The organism is [Micrococcus luteus] ATCC 49442 (genome assembly GCF_010367585.1).
Lineage (GTDB): Bacteria > Actinomycetota > Actinomycetes > Actinomycetales > Micrococcaceae > Arthrobacter > Arthrobacter luteus_A.
In genome coordinates this window covers 3,949,310-3,967,130 of record NZ_JAAAXP010000001.1, presented here as the reverse complement: position 1 = coordinate 3,967,130, position 17,821 = coordinate 3,949,310, and the positions used below count along the sequence as shown (strand labels likewise).

The window sequence follows — 17,821 nt, the reverse complement described above, 5'->3', positions numbered from 1 at the left end:
CATGGACTGGCTGGATGCGTTGCAGCACTTGAGGTCCGCGGGTCTGCCCGCGGTCCTGGCCACCGTGTCCGGGGTGCGCGGCCATGCGCCGCGTGAGGCGGGCGCCAAGATGGTGGTCGGGGCTGAAGCCACCTGGGGCAGCATTGGCGGCGGCAATCTCGAGGCCACCGTAGTGGACCAGGCCCGGGACATGATGGCGCGGGGCATCACCGCGCCCTGCACCACCGAGTTCGCGCTCAATGAGCACGCGCCCACAGATCACGGCCGGCAGTGCTGCGGCGGGAAGGTCACTGTGCTGCTGGAACCTTTCCTGTCGCTTCCCACGGTGGCAATTTTCGGCGTCGGCCATGTTGGTTACGAACTCGGCCGCATCCTCTCGCGAATGCCCATGACCCTTTACCTGGTGGACAGCCGCGGGGAGCAGCTCGATGCCGCGAGGCTGGCCGACGTGACCTCGGGGCTAGCGGACGTGCGCCCGGTGCACACCCCGGTTCCGGACTCGTTCCTCGGCGACCTGCCTCCCGGCGCCCACGTGTTCATCATGAGCCACGACCATGCCGAGGACTTCCTGCTCTGCCACGCAGCGCTGCGCCGGGGAGACCTGGGACGCGTGGGACTGATCGGTTCGCGGGCCAAGTGGCTGCGGTTCCGGCAGAAGCTGGCCGCGGAAGGTTTCGCCGAGGCTGAGATTGACCGGATCCAGTGCCCCATCGGGCTGCCGGAGGTGCGGGGAAAGGCCCCGGCGGTCATCGCCGTGAGCGCCGCCGCAGACCTGCTCGCAGCCCTGCCGTCAGCCGGCCTTCACACCAGCCCAGCCAGATCTTCAGCCGGCACCTCACCCAGCCCGTCAGCCAGCGAACACCTATGAAGTGGGGAATCCGACCATGAGCAACATCATCCTGGGACCCAACCAGTATGGAAAAGCCGAAGTCCGAGTCGTCAAGATCACCCGCGACACCCGCCGCCACGAGATCGAGGACCTGAATGTCACCTCGCAGCTGCGCGGGGACTTCGAGGCCGCCCACCTTGAGGGCGACAACTCCCACGTGGTGGCCACGGACACCCAGAAAAACACCATTTTCGCTTTCGCCCGTGACGGCGTCGGCTCCCCCGAGGCGTTCCTGCTGCGGCTCGGAGAGCACTTCACGTCCAGCTTCGACTGGGTCACCGGCGGCCGGTGGGAAGCCGAGTCCTACAGCTGGGACCGCATCCAGGCCCACGGCTCCGGGCACCACCACTCGTTTGTGCGCAACGGCCAGGAAGTCCGCACCGCCGTCCTGGTGCGCGACGGCGCCGGCACCCACCTCATCGCCGGACTGAAGGACCTCACGGTCCTCAAAACCACCCAGTCCGGCTTTGTGGGCTACGACAAGGACAAATACACCACGCTCCCGGAAACCACGGACCGCATCCTGGCCACCGAGGTTTCGGCGCGCTGGCGCTTCAAAGCCGGGACTGACTTCAGCACGCTGGACTTCAACAAGAGTTACGCCGACATCAAGGCCCTCCTGCTCGAAGCCTTCACGGAGAAATACTCCCACGCCCTGCAGCAGACCCTGTTCGATATGGGCAGGAAGGTCCTGGAAGCCCGCGGCGAGATCGACGAGATCAGGTTCTCGATGCCCAACAAGCACCACTTCCTGGTGGACCTTTCGCCGTTCGGCCTCGACAACCCCAACGAGGTCTTCTTCGCCGCGGACCGGCCCTACGGACTGATCGAAGCCACGGTCCAGCGCGACGACGCTGTCCCTGCTGAGACGGCCTGGTCCGGCATCGCCGGGTTCTGCTAGCTTTCAGCACGGGACCACCACCGGACATCACAGCGCGAAATTCATCCGACTGAACTGCCTGACGGCAGCCATCGAAAGGACCAGAAATGGCCATCACCGTGACCGACCCCCAGCCGATCGAGCGGGCTGAGGAAATCCTCACCCCCGAGGCACTGGCGTTCATCGAGGAACTCCACCAGCGCTTCGCCGGCACCCGCAACGAACTTCTTGCTGCCCGCCGGGTGAAGCGGCAGAAGGTCGCAGAAACCGGCAAGCTGGATTTCCTCCCGGAGACCCGGGACGTGCGCGACGGCGACTGGAAAGTTGCAGCGGCGCCGGCACCTTTGCAGGACCGCCGGGTGGAAATGACCGGCCCCGCCTCCCCGGCAAAGATGGCCATCAACGCCCTGAATTCCGGTGCCAAGGTGTGGCTCGCGGATCTTGAGGATGCCAGCACTCCAGCCTGGGGAAACGTCATCGACTCCATCCTGAACCTCCGCGACGCCGCCCGGGGCACCCTCAGCTTCACGTCGCCCGAAGGCAAGGCGTACTCCCTGCGGACCGATGCTCCGCTCGCTGTGGTGGTGACCCGCCCGCGCGGCTGGCACCTGCCGGAGAAGCACGTGCTGATCGACGGCGAACCCGCCGTGGGTGCGCTGGTGGACTTCGGCCTGCACTTCTTCCACGTGGCCAGGCAGCTGGTGGAGAACGGCCAGGGTCCGTACTACTACCTGCCCAAGATGGAGAGCCACCTTGAGGCCCGCCTCTGGAACGAGGTGTTCGTCTTCGCCCAGGACTTCCTCGGACTGCCGCAGGGCACGGTCCGGGCCACCGTCCTGATCGAAACCATCCCTGCCGCGTTCGAGATGGACGAGATCCTCTACGAACTCCGGGACCACGCCTCCGGCCTGAATGCGGGCCGCTGGGACTACCTCTTCAGCATCATCAAGTACTTCCGCGACGCCGGTGAGCAGTTTGTCCTGCCGGACCGCGCCTCGGTGGCCATGACCGCCCCCTTCATGCGCGCCTACACCGAGCTGCTGGTCAAGACCTGCCACAAGCGCGGTGCCTTCGCCATGGGCGGCATGGCGGCGTTCATCCCCAACCGCAAGGAGCCGGACGTCACGGCCGCTGCTTTCGAGAAGGTACGCGCGGACAAGACCCGTGAGGCCAATGACGGGTTCGACGGTTCCTGGGTGGCGCACCCGGACCTGGTGTCCACCTGCCAGGAGGTGTTCGATGCCGTGCTTGGCGATCCGGAAAACGGCGGCCGGCCCAACCAGCTGGACAAGCAGCGCCCGGAGGTCACTGTCACGGCCGATCAGCTGCTGGACATCGCCTCAGCAGGTGGCCAGGTCACCGAGGCCGGGCTGCGCCTGAACCTTTACGTCGCCGTCGCCTACACGGCGGTGTGGCTGTCCGGCAACGGTGCCGTGGCCATCCATAACCTGATGGAAGATGCCGCCACGGCGGAGATCTCGCGGTCCCAGGTGTGGCAACAGATCCGGAACAAGTCAGTCCTGGCAGACACCGGCAACACCGTGACCCGCGAACTCGTGGAGCGGATCCTGGGTGAGGAAACGGAACGGCTCCGGGCGGAGGTGGACGAGGAAGCGTTCCAGGGCTACTACGAACCCGCCAGCCACCTGATTGCCGGCATCTGCCTTTCTGAGGACTACACCGATTTCCTCACTCTGCCGGCCTACGAACTGGTGGACTGAGGCATGGCGGTGTCCCCCACTCCTGCACTGTCCGCGGCGGACACCGCCCACATCGACGCCCAACTCGCCGCTACGGATCGTCTTCTGGAGCGGAACTACCCGGGCGACGACGGCTCGCGCCAGCCCGTGCACAGTGTCTACATCCCCGCGGACCGGTTTACGCCGTCGCTCGCTGCGGACTGGGGTTCCCAGGCGCTGGCGACGGCGGCAGCTCACGGCGGGCTCGAACGCCTGGGCGCGTTGCTGGGCCAGGACGCCGAACTCGCCGGGGCGGTTGCGTCACGGGTCCGGGCCAAGCTGGAAAGCGAACCCATCGAGGACCTGCGCCTGGACTTCGAGGACGGTTACGGGGACAGAGGCGATGATGCCGAGGACGCCGCCGCGGTTGCCGCCGCGTCCGCCGTGGCTGCCGCAGTTGCCGCCGGCACCGCTCCCCCGTTCATCGGGATACGGTTCAAGTGCTTCGAAGCTGCCACCCGGGCCCGCGGGCTTCGGACGCTGGACCTCTTTGTCTCCGGGCTCGCAGCGGCCGGAGAACTGCCCGAGGGCCTGGTCCTGACCCTGCCCAAAGTCACCACCGTTGCCCAGGTCCAGGCCATGGATTATGCGGTCTCCCGGCTTGAGGAGGTCCACTCCCTCCCTGCCGGCCGGCTCCGCTTCGAGGTCCAGGTGGAAACCCCGCAGCTGATCCTGGGGCCGGACGGCACCTCCCCGGTGGCGCAGTTGCCGCACCTGGTCCCGGGACGCATCAGCGCCCTGCACTACGGCACCTACGACTACTCCGCATCGCTGCAGATCTCGGCCGAATACCAGTCCATGGAACACCCCGTGGCGGACTTCGCCAAGGAAGTGATGCAGCTGGCTGTCGCGGGAACGGGCATCCGGCTCTCTGACGGTTCCACCAACATCATCCCCGTGGGTGACAACGTCGAAAACGCCTGGGCGCTGCACGGCCGGCTGGTCCGCCGGTCGCTGGAGCGTGGCTACTACCAGGGCTGGGACCTCCACCCCGCCCAGCTGCCCAGCCGCTTCGCCGCCACGTATGCGTTCTACCGCGAGGGACTCCCGGCTGCCGCGGCCCGGCTGCGGAACTATCTGGCGCGGACCCCTGGAGCCGTGCTGGACGAGCCCGCAACGGCCCGGGCTCTGGCGGCCTTCGTGCTGCGCGGCGTCCAATGCGGCGCCGTCGGTGCCGACGAGATCCAGGTGCTGGCCGGCGTCGAGCTTTCCCGGCTGACCGCACTGGCGCACCCGCGGCTGGCGCAGTCCACTTCCAAATCACAGCCCGCCTCGCAGCCCCAGTCCATCTCGAAGTAAGGAAGGCTCCACCATGGGCACGTACTACTACCCCCAGGGCGGCCTGCCGCCGCAAACGCACCTCACCACGGAGCGGGCCATCGTCACGGAGGCGTACACGGTCATCCCCAAGGGCGTCCTGACCGACATCGTGACCAGCAACCTGCCGGGTTTCTCCAACACCCGGTCCTGGATCATTGCCCGCCCGATCTCCGGCTTTGCCACCACCTTCTCGCAGCTGATCGTGGAGATCGGCCCGGGCGGGGGCGCCCCCAAAGCAGAGTTCGAGGCCGGGGTGGAAGGCGTCATTTTTGTCACCACGGGCAAGGTCAACCTGACCCTGAACGGCGAACTGCACCAGCTTGCGGAGGGCGGCTACGCCTACCTGGCCGCCGGTTCCGGCTGGGGGCTGGAGAACGTCTCGGATGAGATCGTCTCCTTCCACTGGATCCGCAAAGCCTACGAACGCCTCGAAGGCTACGAGGCGAAGTCGTTCGTCACCAGCGACCAGGACGTGGAACCGACGTCCATGCCGGACACGGACGGCGCCTGGAAGACCACCCGCTTCGTGGACCCCAACGATCTGGCGCACGACATGCACGTGAACATCGTGACGTTCCAGCCCGGCGGCGTGATCCCCTTTCCGGAGACGCACGTGATGGAGCACGGCCTGTACGTCCTGGAGGGCAAGGCCATGTACCTGCTCAACAGCGACTGGGTGGAAGTGGAGGCCGGGGACTTCATGTGGCTGCGCGCCTTCTGCCCGCAAGCCTGCTACGCGGGCGGACCGGGCGAGTTCCGCTACCTGCTCTACAAGGACGTCAACCGCCAGATCCGGCTCACCTGAGCTTCTCGCCGGTACTGGAGTGACCAGGCTGACGCCTGTGACAAGGCCGCCACGTACTATTTGGCAATCGAAAGAAGCAACTGAAAAAGGTTGCAGTTTGCCCTAGCGCTAGGCCCGAATGCAGGCGCACCATGGATTTACCGGATCACAACATCGAAAGTGAGTCCGGAGTCAAGCCCCCGCTCAGTCGGGCGTGCTGTTTGAAAAATGGGGACCAAGAAGGCCGCGGCCGCCACGCTGCTCCAAGCGCGACATTTTGCTCGGTTGCGCGGTTTTTGGCTGCCCAAAAATTGTGAATCGCATCCTTACAAGGAGCAATAAATAATGTCTGGCACTACAACTACGAAAAGCCGTTCAATGCGGGCAAGGATCGCTTTGGTTCCGGCCCTGTCATTGAGCTTGCTCGGGGGCTCCGCGGTGTTTGCTGCCCCGGCCCAAGCTGACAATGACCGTGATTCAAAACGCGGATGTACAGTCGAAGCCCTGAAGCCTTCGGACGAACGCGGGGTATGGGTGAACTTCAGGATCAAAGTGAATTGTGAAGATGGGAAGCGGACTGTCCACATCAAGCAGGTACGCTACGAAGCTGATCGCGGCCGGGATACCAGGCTGGGCGACGACTACTTTGAGCGCGACGTGAAGGGCCACAAAGTAATCGACAGCCTCGACAAAGTTCGGCAGAACCTCGACCGCCGCGGCAGTGAAGAGGTCTATCACGTGATCTGGTACGGGGTTGAGAACAAGGATGGCAAAGTGACGAAGTGGCACTACGACAAGAGCCCCACCTTGAGGTACGTCAATTCGCACTATGACCGCTAACTGACAACCATGCAGTACCAATCAACGCAGTACTAAGTAATGCAGTACTAATCAATGCAGTCCTGAGCCAGGGGCCCACAACCCCTGGCTCTTCGATGCCCCCGCAGGTCAGACCGTGGCGGGGTCCGTGTTGGCGCCGCAGAGAATCACGGCCACGCGTTCCCCGGCCGCCGGGACATAGGCGCCGGACTGCAGGGCTGCGAACGCTGCAGCCGCCCCGTGCTCCACGATGATGCGGTACTCCTGCCACAGCAGGGAACGGGCGGCCACGATGTCCTCGTCCGAGACCAGCACAGCGCGGACGCCGGTGCGGACCGCCACCTCAAACCCGATCCGGCCAATCCTGCGGGCCCCCAGGGAGTCGGCGGCGATGCCGGCGACGGCCACGTCCACGGGTTCCCCGGCGGCGAGCGCGGCGTGGAGGGTGGGCGTTGTTTCGGATTCGACGCCCACCACTGTGGCCCGGCCCTCGACGGCGGCCGCAACGCCCGCCATGAGCCCGCCGCCGCCTACGGCCACCATAATGGTGTCCACTTCGCCCAGCTGCTCCAGCAGTTCGGTTCCGATGGTCCCGGCGCCGGCTGCGATCTCCGGCTGGTCGTAGGCGTGGCAGTAAACGGCGCCGGTCTCGGCGGCGTAGGCGATGGCGGCGTCGTACGCTTCGGAGTATTCGGTCCCGCGTTGAACCACGTTGGCGCCAACGGCCCAGAGCTTTTTGACCTTCACGGCGGGAGCCGTCTCGGGCACAAATACCGTGGCGGGGACGCCGAGTTCTCTGGCGGCATAGGCGTTGGCGAGGCCGGCGTTGCCCCCGGAGGCCACCACGATGCCAACGTCATCCTTCAGTTCGCCGCGCTCGCGGCAGGCCAGGACCCGGTTGAACGCGCCCCGGGCCTTGAACGTGCCGGTGTGCTGCATGAACTCGCACTTGAGCCACACATCGCCGGGGAACATTGCGGCGTCGGCCTTCAGGACGGGCGTGACGCGGATCCTCGGTGCGATCCGGTCAGCCGCTTCGTCAACGTCGGTGCGTGTAATCAAGGGGAAATCCTCGTTCCGGAGTGCGGCTTGCGGGCGGTCTTCAGGCTATCGCGCGAAGATGGATCAACGCCCCTTCCCGGAAGGACCCACGATGACCTACACGGTGAACTGCTCCATCCTCCTGACCGAGCTTCCGCTGCCCGAACGTCGGGCTGCCGGGTTTGATGCCGGGTTTGATGCCGGCGAGCGCCTGGGCTGCAGGGCCTTCCATGCGCTCTACGGGAACCGGGTAGAGGGGGACTCGCCCGAAAAACACGACGCCCCCGGTGCCGAAAACCTCGCGACCGCGGCGGCCGCCGTCTCACAGGAGGACGTCCGTGCCTGACGAACGCTTTGACCTGGTGATCCGGGGCCGCACCCTCACTGCCGACGGCATCGCCCAGCGGGAAGTGGGCGTGCGCGGCGGCAGGATCGTGGCCGTCGAACCGCTCGGCAGCGGCCTCGCCGGCACTGAACCGGCCGGCACGGAACTGGCCGGCACTGAACTTGTCGAGCTTGCCGACGACGAAACGCTCGTTCCCGGCCTTGTGGATACCCACGTCCACGTCAACGAGCCCGGCCGCACCGAGTGGGAGGGGTTCGCCTCCGCCACCCGCGCCGCGGCAGCCGGCGGCGTCACCACCATCATCGACATGCCGCTGAACTCCATCCCGCCCACCACCACCGTGGAGGGACTCAAGCTCAAGCGGGACGTGGCTGCGGACCAGTCGTTCGTGGACGTCGGGTTCTGGGGCGGCGCCATCCCGGGCAACAAGGCCGACCTGCGCCCCCTGCATGACGAAGGCGTGTTCGGCTTCAAATGCTTCCTGCTGGATTCCGGCGTTGACGAGTTCCCGCACCTGGACGCGGACGGGCTGGAGGAGGACATGGCCGAACTCAGGTCCTTCGATTCCCTCATGCTGGTGCATGCCGAGGACTCCCGCACCATTGACCACGCTCCGCACCCGGGCGGCGGCGACTACGGGACGTTCCTGGCCTCCCGCCCGCGCGATGCCGAGAACACAGCCATCGCCGAGGTCATCGAACGGGCACGACGGACCGGCGCCCGCGCCCACATTGTGCACCTCTCCTCGTCGGATGCCCTGCCCATGATCGCGAGCGCAAAGCGCGACGGCGTCCGCCTTACCGTGGAGACGTGCCCGCACTACCTCACCCTCATGGCCGAGGAGATTCCCGACGGCGGCACGGCATACAAGTGCTGCCCGCCCATCCGCGAGGCTTCCAACCGCGAGTTGCTGTGGCAGGGCCTGCAGGACGGCACCATCGACTGCATCGTCTCGGACCACTCCCCCTCCACGCTGGACCTGAAGGACCTGGAGAACGGCGACTTCGCCGTGGCCTGGGGCGGCATTTCCTCCCTGCAGCTGGGGCTCGCCCTGGTGTGGACCGAAGCCCGGCAGCGCGGCATCACCCTGGCAGAGGTGGTTTCCTGGATGGCTGAGAAACCCGCCGTCGTGGCCCGCGTGCACAACAAGGGCCAGCTGGCTCCCGGATTCGATGCGGACTTCGCAGTGTTCGCACCGGACCAAACCTTCGTGGTGGACGCCGCCAGGCTCAAGCACAAGAACCCCATCACGCCCTACGACGGGAAGGCGCTCACCGGCGTCGTCCGGAAAACATACCTGCGCGGCGTTGAGGTGGACGGATTGACACCCCGCGGCAGGCTGATCCGCCGGCGAAGCGTGTAGCCACCCGGACGCTCTCTCACTTAATGCGGAAAATCCCCGGACGCTCTCTCACTTAACGCAGCTCCAGCGCGATGCACACCGGCCGTATGGCCCCGGCACAGGAACAGCACAGCTGCACCCGCAACCGTGGAATGAACACATTCCCGAGCCTGAAGCAGGACCCATGCAACGTTCCACCGGTGCCATTCTTTCCGCCTCCGTCCTTGCGGTGGCCCTCGCCCTGACGGGCTGCGGAACCGGCACGGGCGCCACCTCCACGGGGTCCTCCGCCACAGCGACGTCCACCGCGACGTCCACAGCGGCGTCCGCGGCCGGAGCGGAGGCGAACGGGACAGAAGCTGCAACGACGACGGCGGGGACCACCCTTTTCGCGGACGGCGCCTCCCATTCGGTCAGCATCACGTGGAACGCGGATGATTACGCCGCCATGATCGCCGCCTATGAGGCTGACGGCTCCAAGGACTGGATCACGGCCAACATCACCATCGACGGCACGCTGGTGTCCAACGTAGGCGTGCGCCTCAAGGGCAACTCCACCTTGAGGAGCCTCAGCGGCGGCAGCGGTATGGGCGGTCCCGGCGGAACGTCGGCCGGGATCTCCTCTGATGTCCCCGAATCGCTGCCGCTACTGATTGATTTCGACAAGTATGTGGACGCGCAGACCTATGAAGGCCTGACACAGCTTTCGCTGAGGCCCGGTTCCCCCGTCCTAAACGAGGCCCTGGCGCTTGCGCTGACTGCGGCCAGCGGCCAGGCCACGCAACGCTACGCCTACACCACCTACTCGGTTAACGGCAGCGCCACCCAGACCCGGCTGCTGGTGGAAAACCCGGACGAGGCGTACGCGGATTCCCTGTTCGACACCGCCGGGGTCCTCTACAAAGCGGATGCCGAGTCCAGCTTTACCTACCAGGGCGACGACCTGGCCACTTACGAGGAACAGTTCAAGCAGCTCAACGCCAAAAAGACGGCGGACGTCCAGCCCGTTGTGGACTTCCTGAGGTGGCTGTCCGAAGCCAGCGACGAGGAGTTCGACGCCCGGCTGGGCGAGTGGGTGGATGTGGAGTCCTTCGCACGCTACACCGCCACAATGAACCTCCTGGTCAACGGCGACGACATGGCCGGCCCCGGCCAGAACTACTACCTCTGGTACGACCTCGGGACGAAAAAGATATCCGTGATCTCCTGGGACCTGAATCTGGCAATGACCGGGAACGCGGCCGCATCCCCGGACGAGCAGCTGTCCATCGGCGGCGGTGGAAACGGCGCAGGTGGCGGCGGTGGCGGGGCAATGCGGCCACCCGGGCAAAATGACGACGCCGGTGCGCCCCCTGCGGGATCCGGCCGCGGCGGCAACGAACTGAAGGAGAGGTTCCTGGCCTCGGCCGCCTTCCAGACCGCCTACGACGACGCCTACGCAGAGCTCTATCAGCAGCTGTACGCCAGCGGGACCGCCGCCGGCCTGCTGGACGCGATCGCCGCCGTCGTGCCCTCAAGCGATGGTCTGACCGCCGACGAACTGGCAGCGGAGACTGAAACGCTCCGCACCTTCCTGCAGGAACGCACCGATGCGCTCCGCGCGGCAGTGGGCTCCTGAACTACGCTGCGCGGAGCCGGCCCAGGCAGTAGTTCTTCGCGAAATGCCGGACCGGTTGCGGCAGCCGTGGATACACCGCGGCCGACACACGGGTGGTGCGGTCGAAGAGGCGGCTGCGGCGCGCACTCCACGGCAGGCCGTAGCTGCTTCGAAGGCGATCGGGCAGGAGACCTGCGGTGATGAACCGGATCACTGGCATGCTCATCCGTAGCCAGAGCGGGCCGGTTGGCGGGTAGAGCAGATCGCGGCCGACGCGCGCCGTGACATCGTCCGGCTCGAGAGCCTGCATGCGGGCGTCCCAGTACTTCCTGAAGGCTGCCCTGTCAGCCGGCCAGAGTTCCGCCGGCAGCTGCAGGACGGTACCGAGCCGGGCGTAGTCCTTGTACATCAGCTCGGCTGTCTCGTCGTCCATCGGGCCGTAGATCTTCTCGTAGACGGTGACCGCGGTGTCGTACAGCGTTGCCACCACCCAGAGTTGCGCGTGCGCGTCGAAGGCGCTGTATCCGTGGTGGCCTGCCCCGGCCTTGCGGCGCACAACAGCGTGGGCGCGGTTTACGCTGCGGCGGACAGCTGCCACCTGGTCCTCAGTTCCGTACCTCACCGCGTACACATAGGTGAGCGTGGCACGAAAACGGTCCAAGGGCCGCGAAACGAAGTCGCTGTGCTCGGCCACACCGTGACCCACCGCGGGGTTGGCGATCTGCAGCAAAATGGCACGCCCGGCTCCCGCGAGCAGAACGCCTTCCGCTCCAATATCGGCCACGTTGCGCACCATGCCCACACGATACCCAGAATCCCCGCGGCCGGTACAGGGCCTGTCCGGCGACAATTTGCCTGAGTTCCGGCTGTCTCCTTCGGTCCTGGCGGCCGTCGCACTCCTCGCCATTGAGGAACGGTTGACACTTGGTCAGGCGGTCCTATACTTAGCCATGCCCGTGACCGGCCGAGCCGTCTCCGCCGCAGTGCTGCTCGTCGTTGGGGCAGGACTGGCTCTGCTCGCTGTGCTGGTCCACTACGAATTTATGAGAGTGTACGGCGATATCACCGCTACCGCGTTGGAAGGGCTCACGTGGGGGCTCACGGCCGGTCCCGCCGGGTTGGCGCTTGGCCTGGTCGCGGTGGTTGCCTTGATCGGCTTTATGCTCTCGACACGACTCTGGATGCGGCTGGCAGCCGTTGCCATCCCGGTGCTCATGCTGGTCGGGATGTTCGCTGTCACCCCCTCGGCACTGGGGCAGCGGCTTGAGGTGCAGTTCAACTCGACTCCGCAATGCGTGATCGAGGGCATGGATGAACGCACGGCCAGCGCAGACCGTGAGTCCCAGCAGACGTTCGATTCCATCGAGCACATCGGGCATTTCGGTGGTGGCGGCATGAACGGTGTCGGTGGCTGTACCCGCGGGTTTGTGCTCTCGGGAGACGCCGATGTGCTGCAGCACTACCGTGCAGCGCTGCCAGCGGCGGGCTGGGACGTGGTCGAGGATGACGGGCGCCACCTTCGGGCCCGGCTTGATGGCAGAGCGTTCGCGGTGATGCCTTGTCCCCGAGGCGGTGTCGTCTGGGCAGGAAGCGACGACGACCCCGCGTTCGGGCAGGGAAGGCCTGAGCTGGCGGGCGCTGAAATCTGTCCGCACGACCTCTGAAAAACGGCGTGACGCTGCCCTGGCCCGCAACCTCGCGCGTGGCTGGTTCCGTTGGTGGCCCGTTAGGCCTGCAGCGGCACGGTCAGGTGACCGAGTTCCGCCGTCCCGGGCGGGTTGGCCCCTGGCCGTGAGCAGGTGATCGCCGCGGCGCGGTTGGCGTAAGCCGCGAGCGCCTGCAACTCCTCCACGGTGAGCGCCTGCAGCCGGCGCCTTCCGCCGGCGCCGAGGGCTGAGAGCTGGTCCAGGCCCGAGATGAGGGCTGCCATGAACGAGTCGCCCGCCCCCACAGTGTCCGCCACCTTGATGGGTTCGGCGGCCAGCTCCACCCGGCCCCGGCGGGCGAGGATGACCGGCCCGGCCGCGCCACGTGTCAGGGCGACGATGGCCGGCCCGAGCTCCAGCCACGCTGACAGTGACTGCTCCGGCGTCCGGTCCGGGTAGAGCCAGGCGAGGTCTTCGTCGCTGGCCTTGACGATGTCACTGGCGGTGACAAAGCGTTCGACCTGTGCCCGCGCCGCGTCCACGTCCGGGCTGATCCCGGGCCGGCAGTTCGGATCGTAGCTGATACTCGCGTGCTCCCGGGCTGCCGCCAGGAGGGCAAGCGTGGCCTGGTCGCCCGGCGCCACCACGGCGGCAATGGATCCGGTGTGGACGTGCCTGGAACCCTGGACCGCTTCAAGGGCAGGCAGGGCTGCCCCGTTGATGTCCCAACTGATGGTGAACGCATAGGTGGCGCCGCCGTCGGGCCCCAGCGTGGCAGTGGCCGTCGACGTCGGTGCGCTGCCGCCCCGGATCGCGGTGACGCCGTTCACGCTCAGGTGTTTTTCGATCATGTCCCCGTGTGAATCGCCGGCGTAGTGGGTCACGAGGGTGGTCGCCAGGCCCAGCCGGGCCGCGCCGACCGCCACGTTCAGGGGGCTCCCGCCCGGGTGCGCCTCGGTGGGCGCCTCCCGGTGCGGGCCGCTGATGATGTCCACAAGCGATTCGCCGATGACGGTGATCATGGTCAGCGGCCCGGGTAGACGACGGCCTTGAGCTGACCGGCCTGCTTGCCCGCTTTCAGGGCTTCTTCAGACTCGGCAAGGCTGAATTTGCCGGTCACCAGGATGTCCAGGTCCACCTTGCCGTCGGCGATCAGCTGGATCGCCAGCGGCCACGTATTGGTGTACCGGAACACGCCGGAGAGCCAGATTTCCCGGTTCTGGATGAACGACACGGGGAGCTCGACGTCGTCCGCCCCGAGCCCCACCAGGATCACCCGGCCTGCCGGGCCCACTGCCTTGATCCCGGAACGGACTGCCTGCGGGGCGCCGGAAGCGTCAATAAAGGCATCGACGTCGAGCCCTTCCACGCTGTCCGTTTTCGCGTTGAGCGCGTGTGTTGCACCGTGTTTGAGGGCGAACTCGAGCCGGTCGTCGGCGATGTCCGTGATGTAGATTTCCGTGGCTCCGAACGCACGGGCCGCCTGCGCGGCGATGATGCCGATGGGGCCGGCGCCGGCGATCAGGACCCGGCTGCCGGGCTTGATCCCGGCACGTTCACAGGCCCAGAGGCCCACGGAGAGCGGCTCGATCAGTGCAGCCGCCTCGTCGCTGACACTGTCCGGGATGTCGTAGGCGAAGTCGGACTGGATGGTCACGTACTCGGCGAAGGCGCCGTCGATCGGCGGGGTGGCGTAGAACTCGATGTCCGGGCAGAGGTTGTAGCGGCCGGCCTTGCACTGCCTGCACGTGCGGCAGGGGCGCTGGGGCTCGACGGCGACGCGCCGGCCGATGCGGGCGGGATCCACGGCGCTTCCGACGGCGGCGATCCGGCCGGAGAGTTCGTGGCCGAGGATGAGCGGGTGGTCCACCACGTAGTCGCCGATGCGGCCGTGCTCGTAGTAGTGGACGTCGCTGCCGCAGACCCCCACGGCAGCCACCTGCACCAGGACCTGGTCGGCGTCGAGCGTCGGAACGGGCAGCGTTTCCATGGTCATGTCGCCCTGGCGCTTCAGCACCGAGGCGCGCATGGTGGCCGGAATTTCGGGGCTGGCGGCGCGGGCGTGCGTGGTTGAGGTGGTCATGGGAGTACTCCTTCTACGAATTCGAAAGTGGGGGTGCCGGCTATTTCACGGCGCCCAGGGAGAGACCCTGGACGAGCTTGTCCTGGGCCGCGAAACCGGCGAACAGCACCGGCAGGGAGATCACGACGGCGGCGGCGCAGACCTTCGCCAGGAAGAGTCCCTGGCCGGAGACGAAGCCCGTGAGGAACACCGGGGCCGTGCCTGCCACCACCCCGGTGAGGACCCGGGCAAGCAGCAGCTCGTTCCAGCTGAAGATAAAGCAGATCAGGGCTGTCGCAGCGATGCCGGGCATGGCCACGGGGGCGATGATCTTACGGAGGATGAGCAGCAGGTTGGCGCCGTCGATCTGGGCGGCCTCCAGCATTTCTTCCGGCACTTCTGCGAGGAAGGAGCGCATCATCCAGACGGCGATGGGCAGGTTCATGGACGTGTACATCAGGATCAGGAACCAGATGTTGTCCAGTGCCCCCACGGTCCGGGCGAACAGGTACAGCGGCAGGATCGCGGCCACCACCGGCATCATCTTGGTGGAGAGGAAGAAGAACATCACATCTGTCCATTTCTTCACCGGCCGGATGGAGAGCGCATACGCGGCCGGGAAGGCCAGGAGCAGCACCAGGACGGTGGACAGGATCGATGCGGTGGCGGAGTTGATCAGCGACGGCCAAGGGCTGACGCCAGACGTTTCACCGAAGAATTCCCGGTACGCGTCCAGGGTGAGGTTCGCGGCGATGGAGGGCGGGTTGGTGGCGGCGTCGGTCTCGGAGTGGAACGAGGTGAGGATCATCCACAGGACCGGGACGGCGAACAGCAGGGCGAGCAGCCACGCCGCGATGCCGGCGGCGGTGTTGTTGCGGGTGGGGTCCATGCGTGCCTTCCCGCGTTTGCGGGTGCCGGTGTTCAGGGCTGTGGGGCCGGAGGATGTGCTGCGGGGTGCGGCGGGGGTGAGGGTGCTCATCGTGCTGCCTCCTTCTTGAAGAGTGAAAAGACGGTGCGGAGTGCGAAGGTGGCCACGATGATGGTGCCGATGACCACCACGACGCCGGCGGCGGAGGCCAGGCCGTATTCGTTGGCGAAGTAGAACGTCTGGTAGATGGCGTAGGGCAGGTTTGCGGTGCCCAGTCCGCCTGCGGTGAGGGTGAAGACGGCGTCGAAGTTCTGGACGATATAAATGGCTCCGAGCAGTCCGCCGAGCTCAAGGTACTGGCGCAGGTGCGGCAGGGTCAGGTGGCGGAATATCCCCCAGGGCGTGGCGCCGTCCATCTGGGCAGCTTCCACGGTGTCCATGGGTCGGGACTGAAGGCCGGCCAGCAGGATGAGCATCATGAACGGGGTCCACTGCCACACGAGGGAGATGATGACGGCCATCATTGGTGCCTGCGAGAGCAGGTCCAGTTGCGGTGCCGCGGCGCTGCCAAAGAGGGACCATACCCAGGTGAGGATGCCGTTGATCAGCCCGTAGGTGGGGTTGAGGAGTGCGTGCTTCCAGATGAGGGCCGCGGCCACGGGAACCACCAGGAACGGGGCGATCAGCAATGTCCGGGCGAGGCCGCGTCCGATGAACTTCTTGTCCAGCAGCAGGGCCAGGCCCAGGCCGATGAGGAGGCTGATCAGGACCACGGAGACGGTGAGGAGGATGGTGGTGAAGATGGCCTGGCGAAGGTCCGGGTCTGTGAGGACCGTGGCGTAGTTTTCGAAGCCCGCGAAGGCGGTCTTGTCCGGGCTCAGGCTGTTCCAGTTCATAAACGAGATGATCAGCGTCACCACGAATGGAAGCTGGGTGACCAGGATGAGGAAGATCAGGGCCGGGAGCAGCGGTGCGCGCCGGGCCCAGGCCAGGGCGCGTTCGCGCGACTTGGCTTCTCGTGAGGGTTTGGCTGCGTGGTGTCCCGGGCGGGAGATGCGCGCCGTTGCGGTAGTCATGATGTTCTCCTGCGTTTCGGTTGCTGCTACTTGTACTTATTGCCGATTTTTTGGGCGGCTTCCTGGCCCTTGGCCAGGGCGTCGGCCACGGTGCCCTGGCCGGCGATGGCGGAGCTGACACCTTGGGAGACATTGGTTCCCAGGGCCGCGAACTCGGGAATACCCACAAACTGGATGCCGACGGCGGGGCGTTCCTGCGGGCCGGGGTTCTTCGGATCGGCGTTCTCGATGGCGAAGCGTTCAGCTTCGAAGAAGGGCGCCGCCTTCTGGAATTCGGCATTCTCGTAAGTGGAGATGCGCTTGCCGGAGGGTACCTTCGCCCAGCCGAGCTCTGATGCCACGAGCTCCTCATACTCCTTGGAGCTGGCCCAGGCGATGAACTTCCCGGCAGCGTCCTGCTTCTTGGACGCCGCCTGCATGGCCCAGGACCAGGTCCAGAGCCAGCCCGAGGACTTGGTTTCCTTGATGGGGGCCTGGGCGTAGCCGATCTTCCCCTTCACGGGTGACGTATCGGCTTCCAGGGCTCCCGCGGCCGACGTGGCGTCGTACCACATGGCCACTTTGCTCTGGCTCATGTTGTTCAGGCACTCGGTGAAGCCGGCCTGGGCGGCTCCTGCTTCCCCGTGTTCGCGGACCAGCTTGGTGTAGAACTCCACTGCCGCGGTGAATTCCGGGCTGTTGACCTGTGCGTTCCAGTCCTTGTCGAACCAGGTGCCGCCGAAGGTGTTCACCACGGTGGTCAGCGGCGCGAAGACCTGGCCCCAGCCGGGCTGGCCGCGCAGGCAGATGCCCTTCATTCCCGGGGCTGCCCCGTCCGCCTGCGCCGCAATCGCTGCGACTTCGTCCCAGGTGGGCTTCTCCGGCATGGTCAGGCCCTTGGCCTCCAGGATGTCTTTCCGGTACATCAGGAAGGACGATTCGCCGTAGAAGGGTTCGCCGTAGAGCTTGCCGTCTGCCCCGGTCAGCGAAGCCGTGTAGGCGGGCAGGATGTCGTCCTGGTCAAACCCGGGGTCCGCGGCGACGTTATCCAGCGGTGCGAGCCAGCCGTTGGCGGAAAAGAACGGGATCTCGTAGTTGGACAGCGAGGCGACGTCGTACTGGCCGGCCTGGCTGGAGAATTCCTGGCTGATCTTGGCCCGGACGTCGTTCTCCGGCAGGATCGTGTAGTTCACCCTGATGCCGGTTTCCTTGGTGAAGTTCTCTGCGGTGAGCCGCTGCAGGTCCTCCATCTGAGGGTTGTTCACCATCAGGACGTTGATGCTGTTCGGGTCACCGGCGGAGTTGCCTCCGCCGGCTCCGGCACAGGCCGAGGCGCTCAGGGCGACGCACAAAGCGCCGGCGGCGAGGGTCGCAGCACGCATTTTTGGGCGCATTAAGGACTCCTTTGTTCTTCAGGGGATGCGCAGCCGGTT

At 66.2% G+C, this 17,821-nt stretch carries 16 protein-coding genes and 1 pseudogene; 10 read left to right on the top strand and 7 right to left on the bottom strand.

Annotated features, from left to right (window positions below):
- Position 1: 1 nt before the first annotated feature.
- From xdhC to GUV69_RS17995, 6 genes are all read left to right on the top strand, one after another.
- Positions 2-868 carry a xanthine dehydrogenase accessory protein XdhC gene (gene xdhC, locus GUV69_RS18020; protein ID WP_164204931.1) on the top strand — a complete coding sequence of 289 codons (867 nt, stop codon included), beginning with the start codon at positions 2-4 and terminating at the stop codon, positions 866-868.
- A gap of 16 nt (positions 869-884) precedes the next feature.
- Entirely contained in the window at positions 885-1,790 is a 906-nt protein-coding gene (gene pucL, locus GUV69_RS18015; RefSeq protein ID WP_164204929.1) for a factor-independent urate hydroxylase, read from the top strand.
- A gap of 86 nt (positions 1,791-1,876) precedes the next feature.
- Complete coding sequence (gene aceB / locus GUV69_RS18010; RefSeq protein WP_164204927.1) at positions 1,877-3,490, top strand: malate synthase A; 1,614 nt, start codon at positions 1,877-1,879, stop codon at positions 3,488-3,490.
- A 3-nt stretch (positions 3,491-3,493) separates the two neighbouring features.
- A complete protein-coding gene (locus tag GUV69_RS18005; protein ID WP_164204925.1) occupies positions 3,494-4,807 on the top strand; it encodes a DUF6986 family protein in 1,314 nt (437 codons plus the stop codon).
- A 13-nt stretch (positions 4,808-4,820) separates the two neighbouring features.
- Complete coding sequence (locus GUV69_RS18000) at positions 4,821-5,633, top strand: bifunctional allantoicase/(S)-ureidoglycine aminohydrolase (RefSeq protein WP_164204923.1); 813 nt, start codon at positions 4,821-4,823, stop codon at positions 5,631-5,633.
- 531 nt (positions 5,634-6,164) lie between these two features.
- On the top strand, positions 6,165-6,452 hold the full coding sequence (locus GUV69_RS17995; RefSeq protein ID WP_164204921.1) for a hypothetical protein: 288 nt from the start codon (positions 6,165-6,167) through the stop codon (positions 6,450-6,452).
- 108 nt (positions 6,453-6,560) lie between these two features.
- Here GUV69_RS17995 and GUV69_RS17990 read toward each other — a convergent pair whose 3' ends face one another.
- The gene (locus tag GUV69_RS17990; RefSeq protein WP_164204919.1) at positions 6,561-7,493 is read right to left on the bottom strand and encodes a threonine/serine dehydratase; all 933 of its coding nucleotides are present in this window, start codon (positions 7,491-7,493) and stop codon (positions 6,561-6,563) included.
- Between the two features lie 91 nt (positions 7,494-7,584).
- Between GUV69_RS17990 and GUV69_RS17985 the strand changes: the two are divergent.
- The 3 genes and pseudogenes from GUV69_RS17985 to GUV69_RS17975 all read left to right on the top strand — a co-directional run.
- Positions 7,585-7,800: pseudogene (locus GUV69_RS17985) on the top strand (hypothetical protein); the annotation flags it as partial.
- A gap of 10 nt (positions 7,801-7,810) precedes the next feature.
- Complete coding sequence (gene allB / locus GUV69_RS17980; protein ID WP_164204917.1) at positions 7,811-9,181, top strand: allantoinase AllB; 1,371 nt, start codon at positions 7,811-7,813, stop codon at positions 9,179-9,181.
- Between the two features lie 163 nt (positions 9,182-9,344).
- A complete protein-coding gene (locus GUV69_RS17975) occupies positions 9,345-10,778 on the top strand; it encodes a CotH kinase family protein (protein ID WP_164204915.1) in 1,434 nt (477 codons plus the stop codon).
- A 1-nt stretch (position 10,779) separates the two neighbouring features.
- Here GUV69_RS17975 and GUV69_RS17970 read toward each other — a convergent pair whose 3' ends face one another.
- Positions 10,780-11,553: an oxygenase MpaB family protein gene (locus GUV69_RS17970; RefSeq protein WP_164204913.1), complete on the bottom strand. Its 774-nt coding sequence runs from the start codon at positions 11,551-11,553 to the stop codon at positions 10,780-10,782.
- 160 nt (positions 11,554-11,713) lie between these two features.
- Here GUV69_RS17970 and GUV69_RS17965 point away from each other — a divergent pair, with 160 nt between their 5' ends.
- The gene (locus tag GUV69_RS17965; protein WP_164204911.1) at positions 11,714-12,421 is read left to right on the top strand and encodes a hypothetical protein; all 708 of its coding nucleotides are present in this window, start codon (positions 11,714-11,716) and stop codon (positions 12,419-12,421) included.
- A gap of 62 nt (positions 12,422-12,483) precedes the next feature.
- Here the strand turns inward: GUV69_RS17965 and GUV69_RS17960 are convergent, their stop codons facing one another.
- Genes GUV69_RS17960 through GUV69_RS17940 form a run of 5 tightly spaced genes read right to left on the bottom strand, consistent with a single transcriptional unit; the run spans position 12,484 to position 17,782 of the window.
- Positions 12,484-13,425, bottom strand: coding sequence for a carbohydrate kinase family protein (locus GUV69_RS17960; protein ID WP_164204909.1), 942 nt, complete (start codon positions 13,423-13,425; stop codon positions 12,484-12,486).
- Between the two features lie 2 nt (positions 13,426-13,427).
- Positions 13,428-14,486 carry an NAD(P)-dependent alcohol dehydrogenase gene (locus GUV69_RS17955; protein WP_164204907.1) on the bottom strand — a complete coding sequence of 353 codons (1,059 nt, stop codon included), beginning with the start codon at positions 14,484-14,486 and terminating at the stop codon, positions 13,428-13,430.
- A 40-nt stretch (positions 14,487-14,526) separates the two neighbouring features.
- Positions 14,527-15,444 (bottom strand): carbohydrate ABC transporter permease, encoded by a 918-nt coding sequence (locus GUV69_RS17950; RefSeq protein ID WP_164204905.1) that lies wholly within the window; start codon positions 15,442-15,444, stop codon positions 14,527-14,529.
- Positions 15,441-16,409 (bottom strand): carbohydrate ABC transporter permease, encoded by a 969-nt coding sequence (locus tag GUV69_RS17945; protein WP_164204904.1) that lies wholly within the window; start codon positions 16,407-16,409, stop codon positions 15,441-15,443. The genes GUV69_RS17950 and GUV69_RS17945 overlap by 4 nt, the downstream gene beginning before the upstream one ends.
- A 26-nt stretch (positions 16,410-16,435) precedes the next feature.
- Positions 16,436-17,782: an ABC transporter substrate-binding protein gene (locus GUV69_RS17940; RefSeq protein WP_164204902.1), complete on the bottom strand. Its 1,347-nt coding sequence runs from the start codon at positions 17,780-17,782 to the stop codon at positions 16,436-16,438.
- Between the last annotated feature and the right edge of the window lie 39 nt (positions 17,783-17,821).

Excerpts from the sequence above, each read along its gene's own strand:
- GUV69_RS18005 (WP_164204925.1), top strand. The coding sequence starts at position 3,494 with ATGGCGGTGTCCCCCACTCCTGCACTGTCCGCGGCGGACACCGCCCAC.
- GUV69_RS17955 (WP_164204907.1), bottom strand. The coding sequence starts at position 14,486 with ATGACCACCTCAACCACGCACGCCCGCGCCGCCAGCCCCGAAATTCCG.
- GUV69_RS17950 (WP_164204905.1), bottom strand. The coding sequence starts at position 15,444 with ATGAGCACCCTCACCCCCGCCGCACCCCGCAGCACATCCTCCGGCCCC.
- pucL (WP_164204929.1), top strand. The coding sequence starts at position 885 with ATGAGCAACATCATCCTGGGACCCAACCAGTATGGAAAAGCCGAAGTC.
- GUV69_RS17940 (WP_164204902.1), bottom strand. The coding sequence starts at position 17,782 with ATGCGCCCAAAAATGCGTGCTGCGACCCTCGCCGCCGGCGCTTTGTGC.
- GUV69_RS17975 (WP_164204915.1), top strand. The coding sequence starts at position 9,345 with ATGCAACGTTCCACCGGTGCCATTCTTTCCGCCTCCGTCCTTGCGGTG.
- GUV69_RS17970 (WP_164204913.1), bottom strand. The coding sequence starts at position 11,553 with ATGGTGCGCAACGTGGCCGATATTGGAGCGGAAGGCGTTCTGCTCGCG.
- GUV69_RS17960 (WP_164204909.1), bottom strand. The coding sequence starts at position 13,425 with ATGATCACCGTCATCGGCGAATCGCTTGTGGACATCATCAGCGGCCCG.
- GUV69_RS18000 (WP_164204923.1), top strand. The coding sequence starts at position 4,821 with ATGGGCACGTACTACTACCCCCAGGGCGGCCTGCCGCCGCAAACGCAC.
- GUV69_RS17945 (WP_164204904.1), bottom strand. The coding sequence starts at position 16,409 with ATGACTACCGCAACGGCGCGCATCTCCCGCCCGGGACACCACGCAGCC.
- xdhC (WP_164204931.1), top strand. The coding sequence starts at position 2 with ATGGACTGGCTGGATGCGTTGCAGCACTTGAGGTCCGCGGGTCTGCCC.
- aceB (WP_164204927.1), top strand. The coding sequence starts at position 1,877 with ATGGCCATCACCGTGACCGACCCCCAGCCGATCGAGCGGGCTGAGGAA.